The sequence below is a fragment of the Streptomyces sp. NPDC087420 genome, assembly GCF_044744165.1.
In the GTDB taxonomy this organism is placed as follows: domain Bacteria; phylum Actinomycetota; class Actinomycetes; order Streptomycetales; family Streptomycetaceae; genus Streptomyces.
In genome coordinates, this window is sequence record NZ_JBIUXU010000008.1 from 83,696 (window position 1) to 99,559 (window position 15,864).

16 protein-coding genes and 1 pseudogene are annotated in these 15,864 nt (G+C 72.1%); 10 read left to right on the forward strand and 7 right to left on the reverse strand.

Features of this window, described 5'->3' with window-relative positions:
- Window positions 1–5: 5 nt before the first annotated feature.
- The 6 genes and pseudogenes from ACIO1C_RS17770 to ACIO1C_RS17795 form a co-directional block, all read right to left on the reverse strand.
- Window positions 6–665: a 4'-phosphopantetheinyl transferase family protein gene (locus tag ACIO1C_RS17770; RefSeq protein ID WP_401864344.1), complete on the reverse strand. Its 660-nt coding sequence runs from the start codon at window positions 663–665 to the stop codon at window positions 6–8.
- Window positions 666–740: 75 nt separating this feature from the next.
- Window positions 741–2,354: an MFS transporter gene (locus ACIO1C_RS17775; protein WP_401864347.1), complete on the reverse strand. Its 1,614-nt coding sequence runs from the start codon at window positions 2,352–2,354 to the stop codon at window positions 741–743.
- 6 nt (window positions 2,355–2,360) lie between these two features.
- Window positions 2,361–4,106, reverse strand: a pseudogene (locus ACIO1C_RS17780) (FAD-dependent oxidoreductase).
- The gene (locus ACIO1C_RS17785) at window positions 4,103–5,293 is read right to left on the reverse strand and encodes a beta-ketoacyl synthase N-terminal-like domain-containing protein (protein WP_401864349.1); all 1,191 of its coding nucleotides are present in this window, start codon (window positions 5,291–5,293) and stop codon (window positions 4,103–4,105) included. Before ACIO1C_RS17785 ends, ACIO1C_RS17780 begins: the two are co-directional and overlap by 4 nt.
- Window positions 5,290–6,513, reverse strand: coding sequence for a beta-ketoacyl-[acyl-carrier-protein] synthase family protein (locus ACIO1C_RS17790; protein ID WP_401864352.1), 1,224 nt, complete (start codon window positions 6,511–6,513; stop codon window positions 5,290–5,292). Before ACIO1C_RS17790 ends, ACIO1C_RS17785 begins: the two co-directional genes overlap by 4 nt.
- Window positions 6,506–6,787, reverse strand: a complete 282-nt coding sequence (locus tag ACIO1C_RS17795) for an acyl carrier protein (protein WP_401864355.1) — start codon at window positions 6,785–6,787, stop codon at window positions 6,506–6,508. The genes ACIO1C_RS17790 and ACIO1C_RS17795 overlap by 8 nt, the downstream gene beginning before the upstream one ends.
- A 550-nt stretch (window positions 6,788–7,337) precedes the next feature.
- Between ACIO1C_RS17795 and ACIO1C_RS17800 the strand changes: the two genes are divergently transcribed.
- The 10 genes from ACIO1C_RS17800 to ACIO1C_RS17845 all read left to right on the forward strand — a co-directional run bounded on the left by ACIO1C_RS17800 (window position 7,338) and on the right by ACIO1C_RS17845 (window position 15,096).
- Complete coding sequence (locus tag ACIO1C_RS17800; RefSeq protein WP_401864358.1) at window positions 7,338–8,321, forward strand: hypothetical protein; 984 nt, start codon at window positions 7,338–7,340, stop codon at window positions 8,319–8,321.
- A 26-nt stretch (window positions 8,322–8,347) separates the two neighbouring features.
- Window positions 8,348–9,334, forward strand: a complete 987-nt coding sequence (locus tag ACIO1C_RS17805) for a ScbA/BarX family gamma-butyrolactone biosynthesis protein (protein WP_401864361.1) — start codon at window positions 8,348–8,350, stop codon at window positions 9,332–9,334.
- The gene (locus ACIO1C_RS17810; RefSeq protein WP_401864364.1) at window positions 9,331–9,975 is read left to right on the forward strand and encodes an HAD-IA family hydrolase; all 645 of its coding nucleotides are present in this window, start codon (window positions 9,331–9,333) and stop codon (window positions 9,973–9,975) included. Before ACIO1C_RS17805 ends, ACIO1C_RS17810 begins: the two co-directional genes overlap by 4 nt.
- On the forward strand, window positions 9,972–10,676 hold the full coding sequence (fabG, locus tag ACIO1C_RS17815; RefSeq protein ID WP_401864366.1) for a 3-oxoacyl-ACP reductase FabG: 705 nt from the start codon (window positions 9,972–9,974) through the stop codon (window positions 10,674–10,676). The genes ACIO1C_RS17810 and fabG overlap by 4 nt, the downstream gene beginning before the upstream one ends.
- 16 nt (window positions 10,677–10,692) lie before the next feature.
- The gene (locus ACIO1C_RS17820) at window positions 10,693–11,121 is read left to right on the forward strand and encodes a hypothetical protein (protein ID WP_401864368.1); all 429 of its coding nucleotides are present in this window, start codon (window positions 10,693–10,695) and stop codon (window positions 11,119–11,121) included.
- Between the two features lie 73 nt (window positions 11,122–11,194).
- A complete protein-coding gene (locus ACIO1C_RS17825; RefSeq protein ID WP_401864371.1) occupies window positions 11,195–12,175 on the forward strand; it encodes a zinc-binding alcohol dehydrogenase family protein in 981 nt (326 codons plus the stop codon).
- A 50-nt stretch (window positions 12,176–12,225) separates the two neighbouring features.
- A complete protein-coding gene (mqnE, locus tag ACIO1C_RS17830) occupies window positions 12,226–13,404 on the forward strand; it encodes an aminofutalosine synthase MqnE (RefSeq protein WP_401864373.1) in 1,179 nt (392 codons plus the stop codon).
- A gap of 17 nt (window positions 13,405–13,421) precedes the next feature.
- Entirely contained in the window at window positions 13,422–13,952 is a 531-nt protein-coding gene (locus tag ACIO1C_RS17835; RefSeq protein ID WP_401864376.1) for a GNAT family N-acetyltransferase, read from the forward strand.
- Window positions 13,953–13,976: 24 nt separating this feature from the next.
- Complete coding sequence (locus ACIO1C_RS17840) at window positions 13,977–14,276, forward strand: DUF4229 domain-containing protein (RefSeq protein WP_401864379.1); 300 nt, start codon at window positions 13,977–13,979, stop codon at window positions 14,274–14,276.
- A 184-nt stretch (window positions 14,277–14,460) separates the two neighbouring features.
- The gene (locus tag ACIO1C_RS17845) at window positions 14,461–15,096 is read left to right on the forward strand and encodes a TetR/AcrR family transcriptional regulator (RefSeq protein ID WP_401864382.1); all 636 of its coding nucleotides are present in this window, start codon (window positions 14,461–14,463) and stop codon (window positions 15,094–15,096) included.
- Between the two features lie 131 nt (window positions 15,097–15,227).
- Here ACIO1C_RS17845 and ACIO1C_RS17850 read toward each other — a convergent pair whose 3' ends face one another.
- Window positions 15,228–15,431: a cold-shock protein gene (locus ACIO1C_RS17850; RefSeq protein ID WP_003967102.1), complete on the reverse strand. Its 204-nt coding sequence runs from the start codon at window positions 15,429–15,431 to the stop codon at window positions 15,228–15,230.
- Window positions 15,432–15,864: the final 433 nt, after the last annotated feature.

Here is a 15,864-nt window from a genome sequence, read left to right on the forward strand (position 1 = left end):
CGGTGTTAAGGCAGCGTCACCAGTTCGCGAAAATCTGATGTCGAATGGAGGCGTATCCGGACGGGGTTGTTCCGCCCGGCGCGGTCCGTGGCGACCGCGGCGGCGTATCCGTCGTACGGCCGGGGCAGGGCCAGGTCCGCCGCGGGCCAGAAACGGTGATCCAGGTGTGTCCCCGCCGCCGCGGCGAGGCCGAGCCCCGATGCCTTGACGGCCGCCTCCAGCCGGGTCCACGCGCGGAATCCGTCGGCCGGGTCGGGGCACGGACGGCCGAGGACGCGGGACCAGTCGACCCCCGGGCGTACGTGTTCCAGGTCGACGCCGACCACGGCGCCCGGCGCGCGGACGGCGAGCAGGGCCAGTTCGTGCGAGCGGGAGAGGCTGACGGCGGGCCCCGGGCACCAGCCGAGTACGTAACCGGGCTTGCCGCGCCAGGCGTTGCGTACGTGGGTGAGGTCGGCGGGCGCGCACTTCAGGTAGCCGGCCACGATGTCCCTGGCGGCGAGGTGGGCGGCGAGGTAGCGGCGGCGCGCGGCGGGTTTCCGTACACCCAGCCGGTACGCGCGTTCGCGCTCGTACGCGCCGAGTTCGGGGAGGCGGGCCTCGTGGAGGGCCGGGTCCGTGTCCAGGGGGACGATCCAGAGATCGGTGGTTTCGGGCAGGGGCATGTCCTGTTCCCTTCTGGGACCCGCCAGGTCCCCGGTGCACGGGGGGCGCACCGGGGACCTGGCGGGAGGGGGGGATCAGTCGTCGACGAGGGTCCGTTCGCGCGTGGTGCCGTCCGCGTCGGCGGGCTGTGCCGGGGCCTGCTTGCCCGGCTCCCCGGCGGCGGAGGGGCGGTCGGCGAGCATCTGGTACACGACGACGGCGGTGACGGCGCAGAGCGCGGCGGAGGCCCACAGCACCACCCGCAGCGCGTCCGTGTGGCCCTGGGACAGGAAGTCGCCGAAGCCGTCGCGCAGCGCGGCCGGGGCGTCCTTCACCACACCGGCCACGTCACCGCTGGCGACCCGGTCGGCGGTCGTGGAGGCGGACTCGCCGCCCTTGCCGACGTACTCCGACAGCCCGTCCGAGATGCGCGAGCGGATCATCGAGGCGACGGCCGCGACCATCACGACGGCCGCGATGGCCTCGCTCGCGAGGCGGATGGTGTTGAACATGCCCGCCGCCATGCCGGCCCGCTCGGGCGGCACGGTGCTCACGGCGGCGCCGTCGAGGACGCCCATGATCAGGCCGACGCCGACCCCGGCGACGAGCAGCGGCCCCGCGAGGCCGAGGACGCCGATGCCCGGGTGGACGACGGTGAGCCAGGCGCAGCCGGCCGCGATGAGGAGCAGGCCGCCGCCGAGCACGACCCGCATGGGGACGCCGGAGGCGACGAGCCGGCCGCCGATCAGGGGGCAGAAGAGCACGGGTCCGGTGAGCAGCAGCATGATCAGTCCGGCGCCCTGGCTGCTCTCGCCGTTCGCGCCGATCAGGTACGCGGGCAGGACCAGCAGCAGTCCGATGAAGCCGAACGAGAAGGCGACGTTGAGCAGGTTCACCGAGAGGAAGCGGCTCTCGCGGAACAGCGACAGGTCGAACATGGGGCTCTCCTGCCTCCGTTCCACCAGGGCGAACGCGACGACCAGCAGGATCGACCCGGCCAGCAGGATCAGCACGGTGGGACTGGCCCAACCGCTCTGCGGGCCCTGGATGATGGCCAGCGTGAAGAGCACGAGCGCCAGGCTGAACGTGATCGTGCCCGGCCAGTCGACGCCGCCCGCCCGCGGGTTGCGCGATTCCTGGAGGAACGGCAGCCCCAGCATGGACAGGACGACGAGGGCCAGGTGTGCGTAGAACACCGACTCCCAGCCCAGCGCGCCGACGAGCAGCCCGCTGGTGGTCGGTCCGAGCGCCAGGCCGGAGCCGAGGGTGACACCGGCCACGGCGAACGCCTTGGCACGCGCGGCCCCGTCGAAGCTGGACGCGACGATCGCGGTGGCCGAGGTCATCAGCGCGGCGGCGGCGACACCGGCGACACCGCGGGCGATGTCGATCACGATGACGCTGGGCGCGAGGACGGTCGCCACGAGCGAGACCGCGTACAGGCCGGTGCCGAACGCGAACATCTTCTTACGGCCGATCAGGTCGGCGAGTGAGCCGGCCACCATCATCAGGCTGGCCGCCATCACGTTGTACGCGTTGACCACCCACTGGAGCGAGGCGAGACTCCCGCCGAGTTCGCGCCCGATGTCGGGAAGGGCGACCGGTGTGCCGCTGACGCCGAGCGGCACGATCAGTACGCCGAGACACACGACGAGCAGGGTGAGCCCTGGGCGGGGCCCGGCTTCGAGCCGGGCGTCGGGGGTGGACATCAGGATTCAGACTCCTTCTTGAACGGGCTCCGCCTGTGGAGGTACGAGGCGGAGTTCCTGGAACAGCTCAGGTCCGCCCGGCGGGCGGACCGCGGAGACCACCGCGTCCGGGCGGACCAGGACGACGGTGGGGGTGCGTACGGAGAGGGCGGCGTGCACGCGGCCGCCGGGGTCCGCGAGGACGCGCACCGGGCCGGTGGTGTCTCCCGCGCCGGATGAGCCGGTCCCGGCGGCCGAGACCAGGACCGTGCGGTGGCCGGGGCCCGTCAGCCCCTCCGCGAGGACGCGGGCCCGCGCGGTGCGTGCCGCGTCCCGGCCGTCGGCGGCCAGGACCAGCAGCACGGGCCGCCCGTCGTCCAGCAGGTCGTGCAGACGCGGTACGGGCGCGCCGCCGGGCGGGGTCGTACGGTCCGGGGTGAGCGGCGGGGTCGTACGGTCCGCGCCGTCCGGCGGGGTCGTACGGTCCGGGGCGAGCGGTCCCGTACGGTCCGGGGCCAGCGGGACGTCCGGCAGCCGGGCGCCCTCCCGCAGCCGTCCCTTCGGGCGGCCCGGCGCGGCGTGCACCAGCGAGAGCTGGGTCTGGCGCGGGGTGATGAACCGGTCGAGCAGACCGGTGCGTTCGCCGATGCCGAGCGCCCGGTCCCGGACGTTCCCGCGCCAGCCGCGCATCGTCCACAGCCGCGTCTGGAGGTCGGTGTCGCTCAGCACCTCCAGGGCGACCGCGCGGCGCTCGCGCTCCCAGCGGTCGAGGACGTCGGCGGAGCGTTCGCCCCGTACCACCCCGCCCAGCGGTCCCGCCAGGCTCGCGGCGTCCTCTATGCCGGTGTTGAGGCCCTGGCCGCCCGCCGGGCTGTGGATGTGCGCGGCGTCGCCGACGAGCAGCACCCGGCCCTTCCTGAACCGGTCCGCGATCTTGCGGTGGACCCGGAACACGCCGGTGCGGTGCTCGCCGGTGAGGCGGATCGGGACGGGGCAGCGCTCCGAGGCGGCCCGCTGGACCTCCGCCCGGATGTCGTCCGCGATCTCCGCGTTCGGGCCGAGGCTGGTGAAGACGCGGAAGTTGCCGCCCGGCAGCCCGACCACGACGAGCACGCCCTTGGCCGTCATGAAGTAGTGCGCCTCGTCCTGCGCCAGCGGGGTGTCGCACACCCCGTCGGACAGCAGGAACCGCTGGGGGTACGTCTCCCCCTCGAAGCCCGTGCCGATGGCCTCGCGGACCGTGCTGTGCGCGCCGTCCGCCCCGATCAGCCAGTCCACGCGGGCGCGTTCCGTCTAGCCCTCGCCGTCCGTCAGCTCCACCGTGACGCCGCCGGGGTCGTCCGGGGACTGCGTGACCGCGGTCAGTCCGACGCCGAACTCGGTCTTCCCGCCCAGCTCCTCGAACCGCTGCCGCAGGGCCTGTTCCGTCTCCTGCTGCGGCAGGGACACGGCGAACGGGAACCGCGTCTCGGGCACCTTGCGGAAGGTCAGCCGGGCGACCCGGCGGCCCGCCGAGTGGTAGTTCTGCGCGTGCAGCGGCAGCCCGCGCGCGAGTATCTCGCCGCCCGCGCCCAGCCGGTGCAGCGCCTCCAGGGCGCGCGGCCAGAGCGTGATGGCCTTGGCGTGGGGGTTGGGGCGGTCGGCCCGGTCGATCAGCCGGACCCGTACCCCCTGCTGGAGCAGGGCGGTGGCGGCCGTGAGCCCGACCGGGCCCGCGCCGACCACCAGAACCCCGGACGGTCCTGAGGAGTGCGCCGTGGCGTCCGTCGTCATGCTCCCTCCCCGGTCCGTACGACGAGGCAGGCCACGTGGCCGTCCTGGCCGATCCCGGTGACGAGGGAGAGGTGTCCTGGAGCCGTACGGGCGAGGACGGCGGCGAGCTGGAAGGCGCCGTCCGCGCTGTACGCCTCTCCCGTGACCTCCTTGACGCGCAGCTCGGCGACCTTCCGGCCGCCGAGGACCCGGCGGACCGCGCGCCGCTCCGCCTCCTCGAACCCGACGAGGCCGGTGGCCCCGAGCGAGACGGTGCCGACCTCGCCGGGGTCGACTCCGGCACGCTCCAGGGCGCGCGTGACGCACCCGGCGAGTACGGAGGTGACTCCGGGACGCAGGCCCTCCGGGGAGAACGCCGTCTCGCTCGCGAGCAGTTCGGCGAGGACGGGGGCGCCGTCCCGGCGGGCCGCCTCGGCGTCCTGGACGGCGAACAGGGCGCAGCCCTCACCGACGGGGAAGCCCTGGGCGAGCGCGCCGGACGCCGCCCAGCCCCACGCGGTCTGCGGGCACAGCTCCTCGACGCCGCCGACCAGCAGCCGCTCGGCGTGGCCGCGGTCCAGGGCGTTGCGGGCGTAGCGGAAGGCCGCCAGGGTCGCGGTCGTCCCGCCGGACAGGGTGGCGTTGATGCCGTGCAGCCCGTTCCAGATGGCGATCTGCCCGGTGCAGGAGTTCATCACCGTGTTGGGGAAGGCCGCCGCGTCGACCAGGTAGGGCCGGTCGTGCACGTGGGTGTCCCGGGCGAACTCGCTGCTGCTGCGGACACTGCCCGACGTGGAACCGAGCACCACACCGGTCGTGTTCCACGCCGGGTCGGTGGCGTCGCCCACGGGCGGACCCGCCGCCGTGCGCAGCAGCGCGCAGGCGGCGAGTCCGAGACCGGTGGTGCGGTCGAGGTGGCGGGTCCGCTTGCGGCCCACGTGGTCGGCGAGCCGGAACTCCGGCACCACCCTGATGTTGTCGGGCAGCCCGTCGGGCTCGGCGGGCCCGAGGGGCAGCTCCGCCGGGTCGGAGCAGGGCTCGGTGGCGCCGCTCAGCGCGTCGGCCAGGGCGTCCAGCCCGACGCCCGCCGGGGAGACGACACCGAGCGCGGTGATCGCGAGGGGCCGGACGCGGGGGAGCGAACCGGCGGACGGGGCGGTCGCGGGAGCGGGCGTGGTCGAGGGGGCGGTCGCGGTGGAGATCGTCATGACACCTTCCCCAGGATGGTGATCGCGTTGTTGCCGCCGAAGGCGAAGCCGTGGTTCTGGGCGATACGGACCTCGGCGGGGCGCGCCGTGTTGGGCACGGGGTCCAGGCCGGGGCCGAGGGCGGCGTCGACCTCGCGCAGGTTCGCCGTGGGCGGCAGGAAGCCCTGCTCGATGGCCTTGCAGCAGAGGAGCGCGCCGAAGCCGCTGGCGGCGCCCATGGTGTGGCCGAGCATCGACTTGATGGAGCTGATGGGCGGCAGCCGGTCGCCGAACACCTCGCGTACGGCGGCGACTTCGGTGAGGTCGTTGGTGGGCGTGCCCGTCCCGTGCGCGCAGATGTAGTCCACCTGGTCGGTGGTGATCCCGGCGCTGCGGTGGGCCCTGCGGATGCACTCGGCGACGCTGCCTGAGTCGGGGTGGACCATGTGCTTGGCGTCGCAGCTCAGCCCGTAGCCGAGGACCTCGGCGTAGACGCGGGCGCCGCGTGCCAGGGCGCGGTCCAGGGGTTCGAGGAGCAGGGCGACGCCGCCCTCGGCGGTGATGATGCCGTCCCTGTCCTTGTCGAAGGGCCGGCACACCTCTTCGGCGAGGGCGCCCAGCCGCAGGAAGCCGGCGTGTGTGTAGCGGTTCACCGAGTCGGCGCCGCCCGCGAGCATGTAGTCGGCCTCGCCGGTGCTGACCAGGTCGGCGGCGTAGCCGATCGCGTAGTTGCTGGCGGAGCACGCGGTGGGGATGGTCTGGGCCTCGCCGGTCAGGCCGAGTTCGGTGTTGACGGCGGCGGCGATGCGGCCGGCCGGCACCTGCGCGACCAGCCCGGGGTCGAGGCTCTTGAGGCCCTCGCCGACCCACTGCCGGGTGAGCCGGTCCACCACGGGGGCCTCACCGCTGGTGGTTCCCATCGCGGATCCGGCACGCGTACGGGAGAGTTCGGCACGGTCCAGGCCGGCGTCGGCGACAGCCTGGGTGGCCGCCGCGGCGGCCAGGAGCGCGGACCTGCCCCAGCGCGCGGGGTCGAGCGTGCGCAGGGACGCGTGCGCGTCGAAGTCGGGTACCTCGCCGGCCATCACCTGAGGGAAGCCGGTGGTGTCGAAGGAGCGGGCCGGGGAGATGCCGCTGCGGCCCTCCCGTACGGCCGCGGCGAGTGTCTCGGCGTCCTTGCCGAGACTGCTCACCGCGCCGAGCCCGGTCACCACGACACGTCGGGGGCCGAGGTCAGACACGCTCGGCCCCGGAGAGCGCGATCACGTGGTCCGCGAGAGTACGCAGGTCGACGAGGTTCTCCGCCTCCTCGACCGGCACGGATATGGTCAGTTCCTTGTCGATCCGCGCGAGAATCTGGATCAGTGCCAGCGAGTCCGCGTCGAAGTCCTCGACGAAGCGGGCGGCCGGGTCGATGGCCGCGGGCTCCTCCTCCAGCTCCAGCTCCTCCGCCACGATGACCCGGACACGCGTGAGGATTTCGTCGGACGACAGCGTCACAGCCTTCTGAGACATGGTGGATCCCCCTCTCGCCGCCGGCGTATTTCACCGGCCGCAGAAGGAAATTAGGCAGGTGGCGGCGGCCACGAGAAGGGTTTTGCTCCCAAGGCGCCGGGCGCTGTTCCCCAGGCGGTAGGAGGCGGGTCCGTCGGGCGTATCACCCCTGCCTCTTCCGGGACACCTCCCGATGTCACTTTCGAGGCAGTGCGGAATCTGTTGGTGGTACGGCCGTTGAGGAGCGGACCGGCGCCTCAGCATGCTGATTCCCGCGAGCGTCCGTACGTATGTCCGTGCGCGGCGGAGAAAGGGAATCCGCGGAACAGAATCCTGGAAAGGGAGAACGATGTCCTCGACAAGCAGGGGAAGCGCCGGAACGGAGCCCGGAATACCCGGCGACATACCCGGCGACCCGCAGGCCGTGGCGGTAAAGGAAAACAATTCCCCCACCGACACTACCGGCCCTACCGACCCCACCGACCCCAGTGGTGACACATTCGGCCACGGGCCGCGCAAAGGCGTCCGGCTCCCTCCGCTGCACGGGCCGCTGACCGCCTTTTCCGTGTCGATGGGCGTGCTGAGCCTGGGCACCCTCATCGGTCTGGCCGCCGACGACCGGATCCTCAACGGCGCGCCGATCTGGCTGAAACCACTGCACTTCGCGTTCTCGCTCGCGGTCTACAGCGCGACTCTGGCCTGGCTGCTGCCCCGGATCCGCCGCCACCCGCGCACGGCGTGGTGGGCGGGGACGCTGATCGCCGTCAGCTCCCTCGCCGAAGCGGTGATCATCTCCGTCCAGGCGTGGCGCGGCACGTACAGCCACTTCAACACCCTCACCCCGACGAACACCGCCTTCATGAACAGCATGACCGTCGCGGTGATCGTCCTGTGGACCTCCAACTTCGTGGCCGCCGTGGTCGTGCTGCGCGACCGGTCGCTGGCGCGGCCCCTGCGCCTGGCCGTACGGCTCGGGCTGGTGCTCGCGGTGGTCGGCATGTCCCTCGGCTTCCTGATGAACATCCCCACCCCCGAGCAGCGGCAGGCCGTCGACGCCGGGCTGCCCACCCTCGTCGGCGCCCACAACGTGGGGGTGGACGACGGCGGTCCCGGCATGCCGCTCACCAACTGGAGCACGGTCGGGGGCGATCTGCGGATCCCGCACTTCGTCGGCATCCACGCGCTCCAGGTGATCCCCCTCGCCGGCGCCGCCCTGGCCCTGGCCGGCCGCCGCCGTACCACCCGCGACGAAGAGCAGGGCACACGGACCGACGGAAGGACCGGCGACGGGGCCGGCTTCGGAGCGGCCCTCGCGGACGAGCGGATTCAGGCCCGCCTCGTCCTGATCACGGGAGCGGCCTGGTCCGGCCTGCTCGCCCTCGTCACCTGGCAGGCACTGCGCGGCCAGTCACTCGTCCACCCCGACGCCGTGACCCTCGGCGCCCTGGGAGCGCTCGTCCTGGCGGTCGCCGCCGCGACGGCGGTCGTCCTGCGCCCGGGCGCCCCGCGCTCCGGCGCCCCGCGTGTGCCCGCCTCCGCCGTGCGACATCCATGACGGACGAAGAGAGACCGAGACCGCACATGTCCGAGAACGCAGTCGGTACGCTCGCCGAACCGCCCTTCCACATACGCTTCGCCCACACCGTCGACCGCCATCTGGTCCACCGGGCCGCCGTGGCCGAGGTGTTCGTGACCGACACCCGCCAGATCGGTGAGTCCGTCTATCTCGCGGGCGCCCAGACGCCGCTCTCGCACAGCTACTACAACGACCACATCCAGCAAGGGGCCCTCACCGACGTCCTGCTGGTCCTCGAAGCGTGCCGGCAGGCGGCCGTCTGCGGGGGCCACACCTTCCTCGACATCGCGATGGACACGTCGTTCCTCGTCAACGAGGTGTCGGTGCAGCTGCGCAACCCCGAGGCGCTGCGGACGGGCAGCGACCCCGGAGAGCTCCAGCTCCTCACCGAGTACCCGGCGGTACGGATGAAGGGCGGCCGGGTCCGGCAGGTCGGCGTCGAGCAGGAACTGACCTTCAACGGCGCGGCCGTGGGCGTCTCGTCCATGCGGGTCAGCGCCATGACGAAGCATGAGTACGGGTCCTTCCGCAGGTATCAGCGCGGCGGTGACGCCCCCTCCACGCGGGAGGTGCCCCGGCCCGACCGCTCGGGCATCCTCGCCCCGGCCCAGGTCGGCCGTACGTCACCGGGCAACGTCGTCCTGGCGGAACCGGTCTTCGACGCCGGGCGCCTGACGGCCCGGCTGCTGCCGGACTTCGACAACCGCAGCCTCTTCGACCATCAGTACGACCACTTCCCGGCCATGACCCTGCTGGAGGGCGCCCGGCAGCTGGCGCTCCTGGCGGCGTTCTGGAGCGGCCGGCAACTGTCGGTCACCCACGTGCTGGGGATGAACGCGGCCTTCCTGCGCTTCGCTGAGCTCGACGCGCCCGTCGTGCTCAGCGCCGAGATGCCCGGCAGCGGCGAGGACACCGTGGACGTCGCGTTCCAGCAGTCGGGCCGGAGCGTGGCCACGGCGTCGGTACGGCTGCACGGGGAGGCGAAGGCATGACGGAGACCGAAAAGACCGGCGTCCGCGCCGTCTGGACCGACTTCCGCGGCGTTCTCACCCCGCCGCTGCCCTGGGCCGTCGCCTCCTTCTGCGAGCCGATGGGCCTGGAGCCCGCCGCGCTGCACGCGGCGATGCGCACGGTCGGCCGCCGGTACGGCACCGGCTCGATGGCCCCGCTGGACACCCCGCTCGTGGACGAGGACACGTGGGGCCGGCAGGTCGAGGCCGCGCTCCTGGACGAGTTCGGGATCCGCGCCGACATGTCGGGCTTCGCCGAGCGGTGGTTCGCCGACCGGCGCGTCAATCAGCCGTGGATCGACGAACTGGAGCGGATCCGCGCCCAGGGTGTCTTCGTGGGGCTGCTCTCCAACATGCCGCCCGGCTGGGACCCGTACTGGCGGCTGATGGTCGACCCCGGCCTCTTCGACGCCCTGGTGATGTCGTTCCGGACGGGGTGCCGCAAACCCGACCGGGAGATCTTCGACCTCGCCGTACGGCGCTCCGGGATCCCCGCGGCGCGGAGCCTCCTCGCCGACGACCTGGCGGAGAACTGCGAGGGAGCGGTCCTGGCCGGCTGGCACGGGCTGCACTTCACCGACACCGCGGATGCCGTCCGCGTACTGCGAAAGGAACTGGCATGAGCCGCACCGTTCTCATCAGCGGGGGCAACCGGGGCATCGGACTGGCCGTGGCGCGGTCGTTCGCCGAGGCGGGCGACAAGGTGGCCGTCACCTACCGCACCGGCGCCCCGCCGCCCGGCCTGTTCGGGGTCGCGTGCGACGTCACCGAGGAGGAGTCCGTCAAACGGGCGGTCGCCGACGTAGAGGCCCAGTACGGCCCCGTGGAGGTGCTCGTAGCCAACGCGGGCATCACCCGGGACGGGCTGCTGCCGATGATGAGCGAGAAGGACTTCAAGGACGTCCTCGACACCAACGTCATGGGCGCCTTCCGGCTCGCCAAGCACGCCACCGGCGGCATGCTCAGGAAGCGCTGGGGGCGGCTGGTGTTCATGTCCTCCGTGATGGGCTCGCTCGGCTCGCCGGGACAGACCAACTACGCGGCGTCCAAGAGCGCCCTGGTGGGCCTCGCCCGCTCGCTCGCCTGGGAGCTGGGCGCCCGGAAGATCACCTCCAACGTCGTCACCCCGGGGCTGATCGAGACCGACATGATCGAGCACATCACCGACGGGCGCAGGTCGGAACTGATCGGCAACACCCCGCTGCGGCGCCCCGGGACCGCCGACGAGGTGGCGGCGGTCGTACGGTTCCTGGCGAGTGACGCCGCGTCGTTCGTCACCGGAGCCGTCGTTCCGGTGAGCGGCGGCATCGGCATGGGCCACTGAACGGTCGGTTTCCACCATGGAGCACAACGACGTGCACCGGGACGGCGGGACACCCCTCGGGGGGCCCGTCGTCCTGATCGACTGCACCCCGCGCACCGGCATCACCCGCCAGGACCTGGAGGTGCTCGACCGCTGGACACCGAGTGGCGTGGGACGGGACCCCGAGGCCGTGGCCGGCAAGGAGAGGCGGCTGCGGCACATCGCCCGCACGCTCTACGAGACGTGGCTCAGGCCGCTGCGCGTACGGTCGGAGGACGTCGGCGGCGGGTTCGTGTTCACTCACCCCGCCGCGGGTGTCACCGTGATCGAATGCTGCGCCCGGCACACCCTGCACGTGGACGTGTGGGACGCGTGTGACCGGTTGCGGGTGCTCGCGGGCGGGGACCCCGAGGAGAAGACGGGACGGTCCGCGCAACCCGTCACCGGGCGGCTGCCGGTGACCTGAGCCCCGCCCTCCGCCCCCCGCCGCAGAGGACCCCGCCCTTGAGGTCCCGCCCCGCCCCGAGTGAGGAGACATCGTGCGCATCGTGCGCCACCACGAGTACGGCCCGTCCAAGGTCCTGGTCACCGAGGAGGCGGAACAGCCCGCGTACGGCCCCGAGGACGTGCTCGTCCGCGCCGAGGCGATCGGCGTCGACCACGCCGACGTACAGCGCAGGCTCGGCACCTTCCCCCTCGGTCCGCCGCCCCTCCCGCACTGCCCGTCCACGGACGTCGTGGGCACGGTCGTCGCGGCCGGCGACCGTGTGCGCGACTTCACACCGGGTCAGCGGGTCGTCGTGTGGAAGGCGCGGAACGCCTACGCGGAGTACGTGTCGGCGCCCTCCACGCACCTCCTGCCCCTGCCCGGAGGACTGGACCCCGCCGAGGGCACGCTCCTCGGCTCCACCGGCCGGGTCGCCGTCCACCTGCTCCGTACCGCCCGGGTCGCCGAGGGCGAGACGGTCCTCGTCCACGCGGGCGCCGGCGCGATCGGGCACATCGCCGTCCAGGCCGCCCGCGCGCTGGGCGCCGCCCGGGTCATCGCCACGGCGGGCTCCCCGGCCAAGCGCGACTTCGCCCGCTCGCTCGGCGCGGACGCCGCCGTCGACCACACCGCCCCCGACTGGCCCGAGCGGGTCGCCGAGGCGGCCGGCCCCGGCGGGGTCGACGTCGTCCTCGACGGCATCGGCGGCCGGCAGCTCCTGGACGACGTCAAGGTGCTCGCCCCGTACGGCAGGCTCGTCTTCTACGGCGCCTCCGGCGGCGACACCGCCCAGCCCTCGATCCCCGTCCTGTCGCTGATGGGCATGCGGCAGGTCATGGGCTTCAGCATGCCCACGCTCCTGGGCGGCCGGCCCGAGGAGGCGGAGGACGGCGTGCGGCTCCTGCTCCGCTTCGTACGGGACGGATCCGTACGGCCGGTCGTCCACGCGCGCGTCCCGCTGGCCGAGGCGGCGCGCGCCCATGACCTGCTCGAAGAGCGGAGGAGCATGGGGCGCGTCGTTCTCGTGCCGTGAGGGGCGTAGGCTCGACAGGCCCGATTGGCAGACATATGGGAGGCGGCCTGATGACTGCATCTATTCAAGATGTAGGTCTCAAGCGCGAGCTGGAGCAGAAGGTCCGGGCGGGAGAGCGGCTGTCCCGCGAGGACGGTATCGCCCTGTACGAGACGGACGACCTGGCCTGGCTCGGCGGGCTCGCCCACGAGGTGCGGACGCGGAAGAACGGCGACGTCGTCCACTTCAACGTCAACCGCCACCTCAACATGACCAACGTGTGCACCGCGTCGTGCGCGTACTGCTCGTTCCAGCGCAAGCCGGGCGAGAAGGACGCGTACACGATGCGCATCGAGGAGGCCGTCCGCCTCGCCACCGCGATGCGGGGCGAGAACCTCACCGAGCTGCACATCGTCAACGGCCTGCACCCGACGCTCCCGTGGCGTTACTACCCGCGCTCGCTCAGCGCCCTCAAGGAAGCCCTCCCCGAGGTCTCCCTCAAGGCGTTCACCGCCACCGAGATCCACCACTTCGAGACGATCTCGGGCCTCTCGGCGTCCGAGATCCTCGACGAGCTGATCGAGGCAGGACTGGAGTCGCTGACCGGCGGCGGCGCGGAGATCTTCGACTGGGAGGTCCGGCAGCACATCGTCGACCACCACACCCACTGGGAAGACTGGTCGCGCATCCACCGCCTGGCCCACGCGAAGGGGCTCAAGACCCCGGCGACGATGCTGTACGGGCACATCGAGGAGCCCCGCCACCGCGTCGACCACGTGCTGCGGCTGCGCGAGCTCCAGGACGAGACCGGCGGTTTCCAGGTCTTCATCCCGCTGCGCTACCAGCACGACTTCGTGGACATGAAGGACGGCAAGATCCGCAACCGCCTCCAGGCCCGCACCACCATGGCCACCGGCGCGGAGGCGCTCAAGACCTTCGCCGTCTCCCGGCTGCTCTTCGACAACGTCCCGCACGTGAAGGTCTTCTGGGTGATGCACGGCGTCCAGACCGCGCAACTCGCCCTCCAGCACGGCGCGGACGACATGGACGGCTCGGTGGTCGAGTACAAGATCACGCACGACGCGGACAACTACGGCACGCCCAACAAGCTGGGCCGTGAGGATCTGCTCGACCTGATCCGCGACGCCGGCTTCCGGCCGGTCGAGCGCAACACCCGTTACGAGATCATCCGCGAGTACCCGGGGCCGGACGCCGACCGCCGCGAGTCCCCGCAGCCCATGCGGCTCTGAGTCCGGAGAACAGAGGGATGTCGCTCATATTCGAACTGGATCCGGCGGTGGACCGCACCCTGCACGACGGACTTGTCGCGCTGTGGAGGGACGTCTCCAACGCCGGTGGCTCCGTCGGCTTCGTACCGCCGGTGACCAGCGAAGACATACGGCCCGAGCTGGTCAAGCACCTCGCCGCCATGGCGGAGGGGCGCTGCCGGCTGCTGGTCGGGTACGACGAGGAGGGCGCCGTCGCCGCGACGGCGTTCCTCACGCTCAACACCCACCGGCTGATGCGCCACTGGCTCTGGCTGTACACGGTGATGGTCCACCCCCGTCACCAGGGCAAGGGGTACGGCCGTGACCTGATGGCCGCCGCCGCGGACGCCGCCCGGAGCGTCGAGGGCATCGAGGCGATCCGTCTCGCCTGCCGCGGCGGCACGGGCGCCGACCGCTTCTACGCGTCGTGCGGCTACAAGGAAGTCGGGCGGGTGCCCGACGCGATCCGGGTCGCGCCCGGCGACGATCGCGACGACATCATCATGCTGCTCCCGCTCCACCAGTACTGAACGCGGGAAGAGAGAAGGCCTGTTGTGACCTTTGTGAATCCGAGTCCCACCCTCCGCTACACCGCGATGCGGATCGGCGTCTTCATGGGCTGCCTCGTCTTCTCCGCCGTGCTCGTCCACTTCGGCCTGGTCCCCAAGGGGTTCGGCGACTCGAACGTCATCTGGGTGCTGCTGCTGGCCCTGGTCCTGTCGGCGCCGCTGAGCTTCGTCCTGCTGCGCAGGCAGCGGGACGCGATGTCGGCGCAGCTCGTCGACAAGGTCGCGGGCGCGCGGGCCAAGCTGGAGGCCAGCAAGTCCCAGGAGGACGGCGCGGCCCAGCGGTAGCCGTAGCCCTGGTCCGATCTCCCCGCGATCTCCCTGTACGGGACCGTCGTTCACATGTCCGTCAAGTCGTAGGCTTATCAGGCCTACCGGTCAGTTCGGCGGCAGCGGGGGAGGGATGTCTGACGTGGGTGTCGTGCGTGCTTCCAGGAACAGGCGCTTACCCCGGGCGGTACGGGAGCGGCAGATGATGGACGCCGCGGTACGGGTCTTCGGGCAGCGCGGTTACCGGGCCGCGTCGATGGACGAGATCGCCGAACTGGCCGGGGTCTCCAAGCCGCTGGTGTATCTGTACCTGCATTCCAAGGAAGAACTCTTCGTCGCCTGCGTCCGGCGTGAGGGAGAGGCCCTGATCGACGCGGTGCGGGCGGGCGCGGAGCCGGGGCTGCCGGCCGACCGGCAGCTGTGGGCGGGGCTGACGGCGTTCTTCGCGCACACGGCGGACCACCCGGACGGCTGGGCGGTGCTGCACCGTCAGGCCCGTACGCACGGGGAGCCCTTCGCCGGGGAGGTCACCCTGCTGCGGAACCGGCTGGTGGCGTACGTGGCGGAGTTGGTGGACGCGGCGGCCCGGGAGTCACGCGCCGCCGCCTCGCCCGCCGTCCCGTCCGCCGCCTCGGGCGCCCCCTCCGACCTCGGGGGCCGGGACGTGACCGGTCTGGCGCAGGCGCTGGTGGGGGCCGCGGAGTCGCTGGCGGGCTGGGCGAACGACACCCCGGGCGTCTCGTCGCGGGAGGCCGCGGCCACGCTGATGAACTTCGCCTGGACGGGGCTCGGCGGCCTGATGGCGGGGGAGCGCTGGTCGGCGGGGGCGGAGGCCTAGGGCCTGTCCGGATACGACACCCGGATACGGCCCCGGCAAGGGCAGGAGCCCTGCTTTCCCCACCCGAGTGGGGGACGCAGGGCTCCTTGGGTACTGCTATTCAAGATCTTCGCGATCGCCTACCCGGAAGACTAGGCCGGGGTGACGTTCTCCGCCTGGGGACCCTTGGGTCCCTGAGTGACGTCGAAGTTCACGACCTGGTTCTCCTCGAGGGAGCGAAAACCGGACGCGTTGATCGCGGAGTAGTGGACGAAGACATCCGGGCCGCCGCCGTCCTGGGCGATGAAGCCGAAGCCCTTTTCAGCGTTGAACCACTTGACGGTTCCGGTAGCCATAAGCCCTCCTTGGGCCAAAGGGTTGCCCTGCTCCAGAACCTGCAAAGAAGTCTGAAAACTACAAAAGCCTGCGGGTCACATGCTCCGCAGGCTCTGTACTGCAAGGGAAACCAAACTGCAACTTGCGGCGAGCCTAGCACGCAGCGTGTGCGCAGCGGTAGAGGGAAAGATCACTTCACCCGGACGTTTGACAGGGGCCCTGACGTGCTGACGGGAGACGCCCCGGACACGCCCCGGACACACCCGGGAAGCCCCCGGAGCGGGCCCCCGCACGGGCCGGGTCTAGCCTCGGGATGTGGACAGTCCCGAAGGAAACGCAAGCGCAGAGGCCGTCGGATCCGATCATGGAGACCATGGGTACGGAGCCCGTGGAGACCACGGAGACCGTACGGACAACGCAGGCCACGGCCGTAGCCGGCCGCGCGTCGGCCAT